This window comes from Pseudomonas sp. 31-12, from assembly GCF_003151075.1.
In the GTDB taxonomy this organism is placed as follows: Bacteria; Pseudomonadota; Gammaproteobacteria; order Pseudomonadales; family Pseudomonadaceae; genus Aquipseudomonas.
The window spans coordinates 2,794,479-2,808,339 of record NZ_CP029482.1 but is presented as its reverse complement, the minus strand read 5'-3'; the positions used below and the strand labels follow the sequence as shown (position 1 = coordinate 2,808,339).

Annotated in this window: 11 protein-coding genes and 1 pseudogene; 8 read left to right on the top strand and 4 right to left on the bottom strand. The window is 53.5% G+C overall.

The window, feature by feature from the left end:
- Nucleotides 1-22 precede the first annotated feature (22 nt).
- Nucleotides 23-619: a hypothetical protein gene (locus tag DJ564_RS32000; protein ID WP_162556201.1), complete on the top strand. Its 597-nt coding sequence runs from the start codon at nucleotides 23-25 to the stop codon at nucleotides 617-619.
- Nucleotides 620-889: 270 nt separating this feature from the next.
- On the opposite strand, the gene DJ564_RS13185 is transcribed toward DJ564_RS32000, so the two are convergent.
- The 4 genes and pseudogenes from DJ564_RS13185 to DJ564_RS13165 form a co-directional block, all read right to left on the bottom strand.
- On the bottom strand, nucleotides 890-2,926 hold the full coding sequence (locus DJ564_RS13185; RefSeq protein ID WP_109629860.1) for an AIPR family protein: 2,037 nt from the start codon (nucleotides 2,924-2,926) through the stop codon (nucleotides 890-892).
- Nucleotides 2,927-3,029: 103 nt separating this feature from the next.
- Entirely contained in the window at nucleotides 3,030-5,357 is a 2,328-nt protein-coding gene (locus tag DJ564_RS13180) for a P-loop ATPase, Sll1717 family (RefSeq protein ID WP_109636023.1), read from the bottom strand.
- Nucleotides 5,358-5,662: 305 nt separating this feature from the next.
- Nucleotides 5,663-6,025, bottom strand: a pseudogene (locus DJ564_RS13175) (DUF6124 family protein).
- Between the two features lie 524 nt (nucleotides 6,026-6,549).
- Complete coding sequence (locus DJ564_RS13165) at nucleotides 6,550-7,122, bottom strand: cytochrome b (RefSeq protein WP_109629858.1); 573 nt, start codon at nucleotides 7,120-7,122, stop codon at nucleotides 6,550-6,552.
- Between the two features lie 205 nt (nucleotides 7,123-7,327).
- Here DJ564_RS13165 and DJ564_RS13160 point away from each other — a divergent pair, with 205 nt between their 5' ends.
- From DJ564_RS13160 to DJ564_RS13130, 7 genes are read left to right on the top strand one after another with little or no spacing between them, the layout of a single operon-like run.
- Entirely contained in the window at nucleotides 7,328-8,005 is a 678-nt protein-coding gene (locus tag DJ564_RS13160) for a thermostable hemolysin (RefSeq protein ID WP_109629855.1), read from the top strand.
- Nucleotides 7,995-9,476 (top strand): AMP-binding protein, encoded by a 1,482-nt coding sequence (locus DJ564_RS13155; protein WP_109629852.1) that lies wholly within the window; start codon nucleotides 7,995-7,997, stop codon nucleotides 9,474-9,476. Before DJ564_RS13160 ends, DJ564_RS13155 begins: the two co-directional genes overlap by 11 nt.
- Entirely contained in the window at nucleotides 9,473-10,147 is a 675-nt protein-coding gene (locus DJ564_RS13150; RefSeq protein WP_109629847.1) for a TenA family transcriptional regulator, read from the top strand. Before DJ564_RS13155 ends, DJ564_RS13150 begins: the two co-directional genes overlap by 4 nt.
- Entirely contained in the window at nucleotides 10,134-10,943 is an 810-nt protein-coding gene (locus DJ564_RS13145) for an SDR family oxidoreductase (protein WP_109629845.1), read from the top strand. Before DJ564_RS13150 ends, DJ564_RS13145 begins: the two co-directional genes overlap by 14 nt.
- Nucleotides 10,940-11,584: a tetratricopeptide repeat protein gene (locus DJ564_RS13140; RefSeq protein WP_109629842.1), complete on the top strand. Its 645-nt coding sequence runs from the start codon at nucleotides 10,940-10,942 to the stop codon at nucleotides 11,582-11,584. The genes DJ564_RS13145 and DJ564_RS13140 overlap by 4 nt, the downstream gene beginning before the upstream one ends.
- 11 nt (nucleotides 11,585-11,595) lie before the next feature.
- Nucleotides 11,596-12,258 (top strand): response regulator, encoded by a 663-nt coding sequence (locus DJ564_RS13135; protein ID WP_109629839.1) that lies wholly within the window; start codon nucleotides 11,596-11,598, stop codon nucleotides 12,256-12,258.
- Nucleotides 12,255-13,673: an ATP-binding protein gene (locus tag DJ564_RS13130; protein WP_109629838.1), complete on the top strand. Its 1,419-nt coding sequence runs from the start codon at nucleotides 12,255-12,257 to the stop codon at nucleotides 13,671-13,673. Before DJ564_RS13135 ends, DJ564_RS13130 begins: the two co-directional genes overlap by 4 nt.
- Nucleotides 13,674-13,861: the final 188 nt, after the last annotated feature.

Sequence of the window (13,861 nt, the reverse complement as noted above, 5' to 3'; positions counted from 1 at the left end):
GTTATAACTACAGAGAAGTCTGATGGTCACGCTCAAAAAACTTGCAAACGTTGTTTGGTCCAATCGAAGATCGATAGATTTTGGTTGTTCATCTGAATGGAATGAAAATACATTTCTGCACTCGTGGGTTGGCAATAAGAATGCTGAATTGTGGGCGAACCGGCCTGGCTGGTATTGGTTTGAATCTGATATTACGCTAGACGAATTAGAGAAACTCAGCTTGCCCTCCAACCTTCCAGCGAAGGCAACAAAATTTAATGAGGTGGCTCGATTTAACAAAAACCGGCTAGCCCCCTCAGACATATATACGCCACAGGGAGAGCAGCTAAATGTGGTATATAGTGGTCAGGAAGGACGCGTTTTTTCTCGTCTAAGACTACACTTTTCCTTAACTGAGCAGAATACTGGAACCGGAGCGCTCGGAATCTCTCGCTATCCGCTAAGTAACAAAAAATGGCGAGCGAGTTTTTTCCACGAAGGAATGATCGATCAATTGAAGGATCTAGGGCCTGAGGATCGGCAATTTCTTCGGACACTAATCGCTGAAAAGCATAGTCGGGATCTAGTTGAGACATGTTGGCGCATCGAATACGGATGGCCTGCTCTGTGCATCAAATAGACATAGGCTGAACTGTAAGCGCAACACATATAGTTGAATTCGGCTCGAATCTCGTGGCAGGCCTCTAATAGGCGTTGTTGGGGGCTATCATGACATTTGCACAAAAACTGCAAATGTTAGAGCCTCCTCTGCCCTAAACGTTAGCGCCTGGTCTTTCGGTCAATTACTGCTTTTCACGAACATCCGCGTTGGGTCGAAAGCATCCTCTCATGAACCGTAGCAATAGATCCAAAGTAGCGAGCATTCATATATTCAATTTGAATACTATAATTAATCGAACTTCTTTAAAAGCCCCAAGGAGTTGGGGTCTACTCGTTCAGAGTCAAAAGCGATAACGTTACCGTCACCATCGTAAACAACTCCATCTTTCTGGATATTTCTTAAGCCCTCACTGATTAAAATACCTACCGCGTCAAAATAATCATTGCTAGAACAGCTAAAAAACTTGCAGACTTCACGATGAATACCAGGCTTCCAAGGCTGAGGTGGTAAGTAATCGTTCAGTCTAAGCGCGAATTCTAAACTTACCTTAGGGATTCTTTGTTGTTGGAGAGGCGTAGCCACAGGTGGCTTTTTCTGTACTCCAAATCGAGCAAGCTTTTCCACTCGATCGAATCCTGGAATGCTAAATTCCTCCGACGCCAATCTCGCGACCTCAACATAAAAGCTCTTTTTCTTGTGTATATTATCCGAAGGAGTTAGTGAATAATTTTTTAGTATGAACTCCCAAACATCCCTAACTTCTGAGCCATTCATTTTCTCGATATCAAAACTTGCAAGATCTTTTGCGCTATAGTCAAAAGAGTTTAACTTTCTCGCTGCAAAAATAAAACTTACCAAATGCCTCCAGTTCTTTAGAAATCGTTCGTTCGCACTTGTCCCCAACGGACGAAAGCCCTCCAAGTTTAAATCTATGAACTTTAATATTGCAGCAATCTTCGACCAGACATTTATAGGAGCGCTCTGCGAAAAAACCATATCATAGGATTCATCTGACCTCATAAACCTTGACTTAAGAGATCTTGCAGTATGCGGAGACTTCAATATCAAACTAACAAATCCCGAGGCCAAATATAGAGGTGTCACAATTAGTGCGGGAGGATGCCCTAGGTTTTTGTAATAATTAGTTCGTCTCTCATAGTGGTAGCCGCTTCTCTCCAACACTTCTTCTATGTCGCGTTGTATTTTATCAGTGGCATGGAGTGATGCTAGCTCTACTACAGTTTGATTATTTGTAGCTCGAATTATTGCGTCTCGAACATAATCCTCAGTTGAAACTATGATTTTAACGAGAACTGAACGATTTTCCTTATCAACACCCCCAGATTGAAAATAACGAAATATAGACTCCGTCGTTTGAAGTCCATTTACAATCTGTATGTCATCCAGCCGTATGGATTTACCAATAATGCTGGCAGAGGTTGTTAGTATTGTAACCCCATTATTGAGAGACCAAAAGTCAGGTCCCTCGTCACTTTCCAACGTTGATTTTATATCTTCATTGACCCTATTTGCCCCCATAAAATCTCTTACATTGGAATCAAAAAGGTACCTGCGCAGGGCATTATCATCGGTTATAAAACGATAATAATCTTTTAGACTTGTCAGCAAAACATATTTTTCTCCTCTTGAAAGTGACTCATTAAACTCCAAATCCAGGGAATAATTTGGCTTTTTTCTATATAGCTCTACGAGTTCACTACTTCCAAAAAACACAAAATTGGCTGCGCACGAGCTAAATGAATTCTTTGTAAGCGAAACAATTTGCTGCGCCCTGGACAGGATTGATTCACCGATTGAGGTCGTATCGCCTCTAGAGGCATAGGCAAAATTAAACGAAAACTCAGTTAATTTTGAGGAAAGCTTTTTATACGCCAGTTTTAAATTTTCCCGAGCCCGCAGTATAAGATCAGAATAAGCGCCCTGCAGTTCATTGCTCGCCACAGATAAATCGAGCAACTCGGAAATAGTAGCAACTAGATTATCAAGAGTAGCCTGCTTGAAAGTATCGTGATGTTTGCACGTCACAATCCAAACCTCTAATTGTGATCCTGACTTCGGCCACACAAAACTCTCGGGCTCAGATAAAAAGTTCCCGTTAACAAATATGTAAAACCCATCAATGCCGCCATCATTTCTACCGTCTACCCAGCCAGCTTCAATTTCATCTTTGGACAGTGCATAATTTTTCAGAATTTGTTCGAATGCTAGATATTCGAAAACTTCGTCTCGCCGATCAGATGGAAGCTTTATCTCCATTCGATCATCTATTATTCCATCAAGTAAAATCTGATCATTCTTAGCCATATATCACCTGACATCAAGTATATTTAAGCAGTATTTATGTTTGAATAGGCTGCGCACTTCAACAAATGGAATTTGCAGTTCTCACCCGTCAATATATTGATAGTCATTCAATCATCAATGCTGGCCAAAAAGCTTGATTAATCACCAGGTTAACGGCTTGTTTCGACTTGCGCTTTACTCCATCCATCAATGTCTTGTTGTAATTGAAGTCATATATGAATTTAGGTTCATCGGAGTTTATTCTAATCCCTAGAAATCCGTACCAAAGTAATAAGTCCATTACGCTAATTGCCTGCGGCAAATCAAGCCCAGACGCTACGAGGGTCTCCGTCACTTCTGCTTCGCTAAGTTCAGAGGGAGAAGCAATAAAGGCATACAGCACACTCTCTGTTTCCTTTGAAATATCCCTTAACTCGTATCCGATATCTCGAAGGAGATCGGAGGAGTAGGCTGCAACTCCTTTTTCTATATCCGCACTTTCTACCAGGTCATGATTTAAATTAATGGCAAAACTTTTACAGTGATTGATTAGATTCAACAAAAAACGAGGGCGCATCAGTGACCTATCTATTAGATATTGCGATGTTTCTTCTCCTCTGAAATGACTTGTAAATACACGTAGCCAGGCATTTTTGAAGTCCAGCCCACTATCAAGACCATTAGAAATAATACGTAATCGCACCAACTCTCGAAGCAAATCAGGATCTGTCCAGTCGAGCACTACGCTTGCTTCTTTGCCACGATCTGATGTCTCCTTAACAAGGAGCTCATATACATCATTTCTTAAGAATACTACTGTCTTAACATTAAAGTTCGACCGACTGAATTGTCTTTCTATTTTTCTAGTGGCCTCAATTAATGCTCTAATTATTAGAAGGTCTTCATGCTGGAGGCCTGAGGTTGGCCAGCCATTATCGAGATTATCAAAAAGCAGCCACAGAAGCTCTTTGTTTTCCAAATAGGAGCCAAGTTTAGTTTTGAGTTGCTTAACATCATGAGTATATATAAGCTCGGTGACCTGAGAAGATGACAAGCTGACTTTGCTCGCCTCTCCAAATTTTGATTGGTATTCCGAATATATTCGCTCCATCAAAACAGACATACGCTCTGAAAAATCGCCTTGATAGTCGTACCCTTCAGAATGAAATAGTTCTGATAACTCACGGTAGCCATCGTAAAGGCGGTGGTCATGAATGTGTCGTGTTTTATCTTTTTCTAGAATCTTGTAACAAATCTCTAGTAAGAGCACATATTCCCAAAACGCCGTAACCGTGTGCTGGTATGTACCTTCTTCGAGAAAACTAAGTATCCTTTCTTTAAATTTTATTAGCTTGTAACCATCCGGTTTCAAGTCAAGAACAATATTCTTGTTTCGATTTTTATCGCGTTCACCGTCTCGAATCTGCAGAAAAATCGCGGATTTTCCTGATCCCTTTCTTCCAACTACGAGATGGGCCTCACCCCTTAAAGACTTTAAAAACTGATCAGTCTCTAAATAATATTTATCTAGATCACGCATTTCATTTTCTGCGGAGGTAGCGCCAAGATTTAACTTTTTAAGAAATGATCGCTCTTGTTTACTACTACTTGGCTCAAGCTTTTGAAAGGCCTGAGTCACCTCGCTAGCGAAGAGTTCGATTGCTTGATTAACATCATCAGGATGATAGGTAACGTGTACAAAATCTCTATAGTCCAGAGGGACAGGGTCATCACCAGCTTGCAAAATGCTGAGAGCTTTTCCCATTCCATCAGCTAAGCCGGCGATGAATGCTGCTCGTAGATTATGAATTTGATGGCCCGCAGAATTTGAAGAAAGAAGTGGAACTACTACACCGTGCGACTGAGACACTTGTGATATCGCATCGTATGCTGAAAGGCGCGGCATTTCATTTGGGTCAAAATTTCTAAATATAAAACCCGCTTTTTTTATTCTTGAAATTATCCTAGTTGACCAATCCGTCTTGAATGGAGTATCTAACAAATAAATCGGGGCTTTAACATTTGGTGTATTTGAAATTTCAATTGGTTTTGTAAAATTTGCACTGTTAACAATACTGATCAGTTCAGCAGAGTTCTGATATTCCCGATATCCTAGAGTGTCAAATATTCCAACGTCAGAAATTTTCTCCCCTTGAGGTGCCAAGCTTTTGTTCTTAACGAGCAGCACTCTTTTCGACTTACCGATTGCATACCCGATCTCATATGTAACATTGAAGTTCAATATTGAAATATCAGCCAGAAAGAAATCTGCGCCATCTATCCCACCTAAGACTTCTCCGGCTATGAAATGCCCTGCAATATCAAGGGCTTTCCAGGTATCAACCGATACAGCTTTATTATGTTTACCAACGCTTTCCATAGCGTTTTCAATAACTTGTCCAATATCTGCGGGATAAGATGCATAGGCAAAAAAACCAGTGTCAATGTTCACTTGGACTTCCCTATCGTGCGCGCAAAAATGCTCCAAGGCCGGGAGCATGGCGGCATAAAGCCATAGACGGTTCCGATCTTTGCACGAATCAGCCGGAGCCGGCTAGCCATCAAATAATCCGGCGAGGAGTCTGTGGGTCGAATTAACGAATAGGTCGATTGCGACTCTGTGGCGAATATCCGTTTCTGGTCGATAGCAGCCAACATTGATCCGATTTCACCCGAAGGCTTCGACATACGGTTACTGACTTACTAACCTCCCCTCTATGGCGACGGAGGTCCCGATCGCCACGGAGGGTTAGTGAATCACTCCTTCACTTCAACCTTATCCAACGCCTGATTCACCGCCAATTCCCCCAACATCACCACCTGCGTAATCCCCAGCAGCGTCTTGCGGTGCGAGTTATCCAGCAACGCTGCGAAATTGCTGAGCATGGTCGTCGCCGAACCCAGTGATTAGCTGGCGTTGGCCAGCAGGGATTCGGTGTCGTAATTGGGGTTGGCGAGGAACATGGGTTCGGGTTCGTGGGTGCTGGCCATGATGTTGGCACCTGGGTTGAGGTAGTGGTCGAGGGCGCGTTCGGCGGCTTCGTGGAGTTTTTTGGAATCGAGGGATTCGTAGGGGGATGCCGGATTGGTGTCCGGTGGGTTTGGTGTTGGTTTGATCATAGATGAAGCTCCCATCGCAAATTTAAGGAGCCATCACCCTCGCTACCAAACGAAGAGTGGCGGCCATACGTGGGTTGGTAGACCGGTTGCGACAGGAAACCCGGCGCTCGCAAAGGAGCCCCACGCATGACCACCATAAAAGCAGCGTCCAAAAAAGGAGACTGTGAAAGGTGTCGCCATGCGACTGTCACAAGCGGGCTACCAAACCCGATCACTGTTTTTCAGTGACCGGGAAACGATATAGCCCGCCCCACAGGCGCACAAGCCGGCGGATTCTGGCGTACGCGTAGGTAATGACGCAAGGCGTTGTAGCCGTTGGGACGTAACACTGAGTGTCTCTAAACGTAGGTGCTCAAACATGTTTAAGGCAGTGAATATCGAAGTGGGAATCCTTGGCTGGAATTGATGGCGTCTGGGATGACGCCATCGCGAGCAGGCTCGCTCCCACAGGGGGTTAGGGGTGAATTCGAGGTCTCGGGCTGGCAATGGAAATGGCCGGTGTCTGGTCGACACCGGGTTCGGGTTTATAGCTGACGCTGGTTAACCACATTGTCGGACCGGCCGGGCAGCATGCGGGTCAGGGTGTTGTCGCGGACCCAGTAGTGATGGAACAACCCCGCCGCCGCATGCAAGCCGATCAGCCAGTAACCCGCGCTGCCGAGCAGTTCATGCCAGTACTTGAATTGCTTGGCCAGGTCCGGATCGACCGCCACCGGCGATGGCAGGTAGAACTCGAAATAGGGCATCGGCTTGCCGCCGGCCGAGAGCATCAGCCAGGCCAATAACGGTGTGGCGATCATCAAGACGTACAACGCCAGATGCATCAGGTGCGAAACGCCGGTCTGCCATTTGGGCAGTGCCGGGGTAATCGGTGGCCGGGGCGTCAGGCGTCCGAGCAGGCGGATCCACACCAGGGCAAATATGCTCAAGCCGAACAGGCCGTGCAGCCCGAGAAACATTCCCCTTAAGGCATGCCCTTTGGGCAGCAGGCCTTTGATTTCGATGCAGGCATACACGCCCACGAACAACGCCAGCATCAGCCAGTGCAAGGTGATTGAAAGTTTTCCATAGCGATGGGTCATTGATTCGCGGGTCATAACGGGCCTCTTGAATGTCATTGCCGGCTGCCGAGTCATTCGTGCGGCCGGGGTCCGGTGTGTCACCGCACCGACGGGCCACACCCTGCCCGCCGAGTCTTAAGGCAATCTGAAGACAGCGACTTATGGTCTTTTTGCCACCTTCAGACTCCGTTAAGAAATGCCTCCGATACTCCTCCCACACTTACCCGGGAGGCGTCTTCCAATGCCTGACTTTGAATGGAATATTCCTCTACCCCTGCGCTTCGGCCAGGCCGAGACCGCGCCGATGAACCTGGCCAGAGCGTTGCCGGACGACGTCGAGCGGCCTGTCTTCGAAGGCTTTATCCAGCAACGTTTTCGTAAGGCTCATGGCGCCGATATCCGCCACTTCATGCCGGAGCTGTTCGGCATGAGCGATGCCGCCGGCACGCTGTGTGCGGTGGCCGGTGTGCGCATGGCCAATGCTGAATCGTTGTTTCTGGAACGTTATCTGGACGAGTCGATCGAGCCGCTGATCAGTGCTGCGGCTGACCGCCCGGTGGATCGCGCCGGCATTGTCGAGGTTGGCAATCTGGCCGCCAGCGACACCGGCAGCGCGCGGATGAGCATCATCGCCATCACTTACTTGCTGGCCATGGGCGGCCTGGAGTGGGTGGCGTTCACCGGCAACATCGGCCTGGTCAACAGCTTTCATCGCCTCGGTTTGAAACCGGTGACGCTGTGCGCGGCCGACCCTGAGCGGCTGGGGGATGAGCGCCAGCACTGGGGCAGTTATTACGAGAGCAAGCCTTGGGTGCACGTCGGCAACATCCGCGCCGGTTTCATTCATTTGCGCAACATCGGGATGTTCAATCGCCTGGGTTTGCCGACGTCCGTTGAGGAATCCAGCCATGTCGCCTGAAACCGAGCGTTTCAAACAGACCCTGCGCAGCCACGCTGAGCGCAAGACCAGCGCCATCGCGTTGTGGGGTGACCAGCAGACGGTGGATTACGCCACGCTGTACGCCGAGGTGGTGTATCGCCAGCAACGGCTGCGCGATGAGCAGGTCAAGGTGATCGCGCTGGCGTTGGACAATGGCGTCGAAGCGATGCTCTGGGACCTAGCGGCGCTGTTTGAAGGCTTGGCGTGCCTGACGCTGCCGCCGTTTTTCAGCCCGGCTCAACGTGCCCATTGCCTGGAACAAAGTCAGGCGGAACGGGTGATTGCCGAGCCTGCGCTGGACGACGAGCTGCAAACGGCCGGTTACGAGAAAAACGGGGAATTCTGGCGCCGCACGTTCAGCGGCCCGAACCGTATGCCGCAAGGGACCGCCAAACTGACCTTCACCTCGGGCACCACGGGCACGCCCAAAGGCGTGTGCCTCAGCGCCGAGAGCCTGTTGACGGTCGCTCGCGAACTGAACCAGGCCAGCAAACCCAGCGATCCGCAGCATCACCTGGCCCTGCTGCCGTTGGCGATTTTGCTGGAAAACCTCGGGTGCTACGCGGCGTTGTATGCCGGTGCCAAGTTGAGTTTGCCCAGTCAGAAAACCTTGGGGATTCAGGGGGCCAGCGGTGTTGATGTGCCGCGGTTGCTGGGTTGCCTGGCGACCCGTGCGCCCGAGAGCCTGATCCTGGTGCCGCAGTTGTTGCTGATGCTGGTCAGCGCCGCCGAGCAGAAAGCCTTCAGCCCCTATTCGTTGCGTTTCGCCGCGGTGGGTGGCGCTCGGGTGTCCGAGGAGTTGCTGCATCGTGCACAACGCATCGGCATCCCCGTTTATGAAGGTTATGGGCTGTCGGAATGCGCCTCGGTGGTGTGCCTCAATCGCCCCGAAGCGCGCCGTGCCGGCAGTGTTGGCAAGCCCCTGCCCCACGTCACGATTCGCCTCGCCGAGGACGGCGAAGTGCTGGTCAAGGGTTCGACCTTGCTCGGTTATCTGGGCGAGGCGCCGCACAGCGATGAATGGTGGCCGACCGGCGATCTCGGCGAGTTCGACCCGGACGGTTTTCTCTACCTCAAGGGGCGCAAGAAGCATCAATTCGTCACCAGTTTCGGGCGCAACGTCAACCCGGAATGGGTCGAGGCCGAACTGACCCAGCGCCGCCATATCGCACAGGCCTTCGTCTACGGCGAAGCCATGCCGCACAACCACGCGCTGCTCTGGCCCCATCGCCCGGACTGCACCGACGCCGAACTGGCTGCCGCCGTCGCCGAGGCCAACGAGGCCCTGCCCGGTTATGCGCAGGTCCATCACTGGACCCGTCTCGATCAACCGTTCACCCCCGCCAATGGCCTGCTTACCGCCAATGGCCGCCCGCGCCGTGACGCCATCGTCGAGCGCTACCGGGCGCAACTGACTGAATCTGTATTTTCCGAGGAATCCGCATCATGAGTTTTTTCGACACGCTGCAAGAAGCCACGCAACACGAACGCCATGAACTGTTCAACCTGCCGGTCATCCGCGATGCCCTTGAGGGCAAGGTCAGCCTCGAAAGCTACCGGGCTTTCCTGGCGCAAGCCTATTACCACGTGCGCCACACGGTGCCGTTGATGATGGCGTGCGGGGCGAAATTGCCGTCGCGCCTGGAATGGCTGCGTAAAGCGGTGTGCGAGTACATCGAGGAGGAATACGGTCACGAGCAGTGGGTGCTGGACGATATCGAAGCCTGCGGCGGCGACCGCATTGCCGTGCGCGACGGTCGTCCGAGCCTGCCGATTGAATTGATGGTCAGCTACCTCTACGACCTGATTGCTCGCGATAACCCGGTCGGTCTGTTCGGCATGGTCAACGTGCTGGAAGGCACCAGCATTGCCCTGGCCACCCACGCAGCCGGCAGCATTCGCGAGCGTCTGGCGTTGCCGGAAAACGCCTTCAGCTACCTGAGTTCCCATGGCTCGCTGGACATCGAGCACATGCAAACCTATCGCCGGTTGATGAACACCCTTGACGATCCGGCGGACCAGGCGGCGGTGATTCACGCTTCCAAAGTGGTGTACAGGCTTTACACCGACATGTTCCGCGGCTTGCCGCGTGACGGGGAGGCCCTGCATGAAGTTGCATGAAGCTCGCGTGGTGCTGACCGGCGCCAGCGGCGGCATCGGCCTGGCGATCGCGACCGCGCTGTGTGCCAGTGGCGCCCGGGTGCTGGCGGTGGCGCGGCACCAGGAACCGCTGCTGCCTTTGCTTGAGCGCTATCCGCAACACCTGTGCTGGATCGGTGCGGACCTGACCGTGCTGTCCGACCGGCGCAAGGTGCTGAGCGCGGCCGAAGCGATTGGCGGAGTCAACCTGCTGATCAACGCCGCCGGGGTCAATCACTTCGCCATGCTCGAACAGCTGGAGGACAGCGACGTCCACGCGATGCTGGCGGTGAACATCAGCGCGCCGATCTGCCTGACCAAAACCCTGCTGCCGCTGCTCAAGCAAGCCGAGAGCGCGATGGTGGTGAACGTCGGCTCGACTTACGGCTCCATCGGCTACCCCGGTTACGCCAGTTATTGCGCCACCAAGTTTGCCTTGCGCGGGTTTTCCGAAGCCTTGCGCCGGGAGCTGGCGGACACCCGGGTCAGCGTGCTCTACGTCGCCCCACGCGCCACCCGCACCAGCATGAACAGCCCGGCCGCGCAGGCGTTGAACGATGCGCTCAAGGCCAACGTCGATGATCCGCAAACCGTCGCCGCTGCGGTGATGCATGCGATTGCCGGTGACCGCCGCGACTTGTACCTGGGCTGGCCGGAGCGCTTTTTCGTGCGCCTGAACAGCTTGCTGCCCAATCTGGTGGACCGGGGCTTGCGCAAGCAATTGCCGCTGATCCGTCGCCTGAGTCAAAAGCCTGACAACGAGAACCTCAAACCATGAAAAAAATCATCGCGTGCCTGCTGCTGGGGGCCCTGAGCCAAAGCGTCTGGGCACTGGAACCCGCCGACCAGCAACGCCTTCAGGGCATCCAGCAAAGCTGGGCGCACATTCAATACGAAGTCCCGGAAGCGCAACGCACCGCCGCCTTCGAGAAGCTGGCGGCCCAGGCCTCCGCGTTCACTCAGGAACGCCAATCGGTGGCGGAAGCGTGGATCTGGTCCGGTATCGTCAGCAGCAGTTGGGCCGGTGCGCAGGGTGGACTCGGTGCGCTGAGCAAGGTGAAAGCGGCGAAAGCCGATCTGGAAAAAGCCATGACGCTGGACCCCAAAGCCCTGCAAGGCTCGGCCTACACCAGCCTCGGCGCGTTGTATGACCGCGTCCCCGGCTGGCCGATCGGTTTCGGCGACTCGGACAAGGCCGAACAGTTACTCAAACAGGCCTTGCAACTCAACCCGGAGGGCATCGATAGTCTGTACTTCTGGGGCGATCACCTCTACCGTCAAAAACGCTACAACGAAGCGCAGGCCGCATTGAAAAAGGCCCTGCAAGCCGCCCCAAGACCAGGCCGGGAACTCGCCGACGCCGGGCGACGCAAAGAGATCGAAACGTTGCTGGTGGACGTGAACAAGAAACTTAACTGACAGGAGTCCGTGTGCGCTTATTACTGATTGAGGACGACGTTGCGCTCGGCGAGGGCATCCATCAGGCCCTCGGCCGCGAAGGCTACACCGTCGACTGGCTAAAGGACGGCGCCAGCGCCTTGCATGCGCTGCTCAGTGAAACCTTTGACCTGGCGGTGCTCGACCTCGGTCTGCCGCGCATGGACGGGCTGGAAGTGCTGCGGCGCTTGCGCGACAGCGGTTCCAACCTGCCGGTGCTGATTCTCACCGCGCGGGACGCGACCGAAGACCGCATTGCCGGACTGGATGCCGGGGCCGACGATTACCTGATCAAGCCGTTTGATCTGGCGGAACTGAAGGCTCGCTTGCGGGCCTTGTTGCGTCGCAGTGCCGGCCGCGCCCAGGTGCTGATCGAACACGCTGGCATCAGCCTGAACCCCGGCACCCAGCAAGTCAGTTATCAGGGCGAGCCAGTGGCGCTGACGCCCAAGGAATATCAGTTGCTCCACGAATTACTTTCGCCGCCGGGCCGGGTCATGACCCGCGATCACCTGATGCAGTTGCTGTATGGCTGGAACGAAGAAGCCGAAAGCAACACCCTCGAAGTGCACATTCATCACCTGCGCAAAAAATTCTCCACCGACCTGATCCGCACCATTCGCGGTGTCGGTTACCTGGTGGAGGAGCGTCGATGACGTCGATCCGGCGCCGCACCCTCACGTTGATCATTGGCCTGATGCTGGTGGGGGTGGCGGTGATCAGTCTGTTCAACCTGCACGACAGCAACCACGAAATCGCCGAAGTCTACGATGCGCAACTCGCGCAAAACGCCCGGCTGTTGCAGGGCGTGATGCGCATGCCGATGGCCAGCAAGGAACACGCCGATCTGTATCAGGCCTTCAACAAGGCGCTGGGCGAAGCGGAGCCTCGGGTTGACGGCCATCCCTACGAATCCAAAATGGCCTTTCAGGTGTGGAACCGCAACGGTGAAGTGCTGGTGCACACCGCCAGCGCGCCCTCCTTCAACGCGCCGCCGACCAAACCCGGTTTCAGCGACGTGGTGGACCTGAACAACCGCGACTGGCGCGCGTTCCTGCTGGAAGACAAACAGAACGACCTGAGAATCTGGGTGGGCGAACGGGACGACGTGCGTTCGGACCTGGTGGACCGGATCGTGCGGCACACCTTGTGGCCCAATGTGCTGGGCAGCCTGATTCTGGCAGCGATGATCTGGATGGCCATCGGCTGGGGCCTCAAGCCACTGGAAGACATGGCGGCGACCTTGCGCGCGCGGCACAGCGGTTCGCTGGAGCCGCTGCAACTGACGCCGTTGCCCAGTGAACTGGAGCCGATGCAAGCGGCGCTCAACCGCATGCTCGCGCAGATTCAGGAAGTGCTGGGCCGCGAACGGCGCTTCATCGCCGACGCCGCCCATGAAATGCGCACCCCGCTGGCCGTGCTGCGTGTGCATGCGCAAAACCTGCTGGAGGCCGGCACTGAACAGGAACGCCGTGAATCACTGGAATTCCTGATCGCCGGTGTCGACCGCACCAGCCGGCTGGTCAATCAACTGCTGACCATGGCCCGCCTCGAACCCAAAGGCATGGACCCGGTGTTGCAGCGCATCGACCTGGCCGCCACCGTGCGCGACAGCCTCGTGCAACTGACGCCCTGGTTGCTGAGCAAAAACCTTGAGCTGGCCTTCGACGTTACGGATCGCCCTTTTGAAGTGGTGGCCGACGCCGCCGCCATCGACATCGCCCTCAACAACCTGATCAGCAACGCAGCCAACTTTTCTCCCGCACATGGCGTTATCACGGTGCAGTTGAGTCAGGCGGACGGTTTCTATTCGTTGAGCGTCGAGGATCAGGGGCCCGGCATCGACGAAGCGGATCGCGCGCGGTTGTTCGAACGTTTTTACAGCCGAGGGAATGCCCATGGAGCGGGTCTGGGCCTGACCATCGTCAACACCATCGCAACGCGGATGGGCGGACACATCACGCTGGCCAACCGCCCCGAAGGTGGGTTGTGCGCGACGCTGTCCATTCCCGACAGCCAGCCCCGCGATCCGCTGCAGCGCACCACCCGCGAGTTGCCGCCGAGTGCTTGAGTGATCCCGATACCGCCGAGCGAGTAATCCTCGCCTGAATGCGGTGTGTCAGATCCGACGCCATCGCGAGCAGGCTCACTCCCACAGGGGCCGGTGTCGACCACAACACTCGCGAACGACACCGAACCAATGTGGGAGCGAGCCTGCTCGCGATGGCGGTGGCACATCCAGCCTTGAAGTCATTGCCA

Coding starts and splice junctions, on each gene's coding strand:
- DJ564_RS32000 (WP_162556201.1), top strand. CDS start 23: ATGGTCACGCTCAAAAAACTTGCAAACGTTGTTTGGTCCAATCGAAGA.
- DJ564_RS13185 (WP_109629860.1), bottom strand. CDS start 2,926: ATGGCTAAGAATGATCAGATTTTACTTGATGGAATAATAGATGATCGA.
- DJ564_RS13165 (WP_109629858.1), bottom strand. CDS start 7,122: ATGACCCGCGAATCAATGACCCATCGCTATGGAAAACTTTCAATCACC.
- DJ564_RS13160 (WP_109629855.1), top strand. CDS start 7,328: ATGCCTGACTTTGAATGGAATATTCCTCTACCCCTGCGCTTCGGCCAG.
- DJ564_RS13155 (WP_109629852.1), top strand. CDS start 7,995: ATGTCGCCTGAAACCGAGCGTTTCAAACAGACCCTGCGCAGCCACGCT.
- DJ564_RS13150 (WP_109629847.1), top strand. CDS start 9,473: ATGAGTTTTTTCGACACGCTGCAAGAAGCCACGCAACACGAACGCCAT.
- DJ564_RS13145 (WP_109629845.1), top strand. CDS start 10,134: ATGAAGTTGCATGAAGCTCGCGTGGTGCTGACCGGCGCCAGCGGCGGC.
- DJ564_RS13140 (WP_109629842.1), top strand. CDS start 10,940: ATGAAAAAAATCATCGCGTGCCTGCTGCTGGGGGCCCTGAGCCAAAGC.
- DJ564_RS13130 (WP_109629838.1), top strand. CDS start 12,255: ATGACGTCGATCCGGCGCCGCACCCTCACGTTGATCATTGGCCTGATG.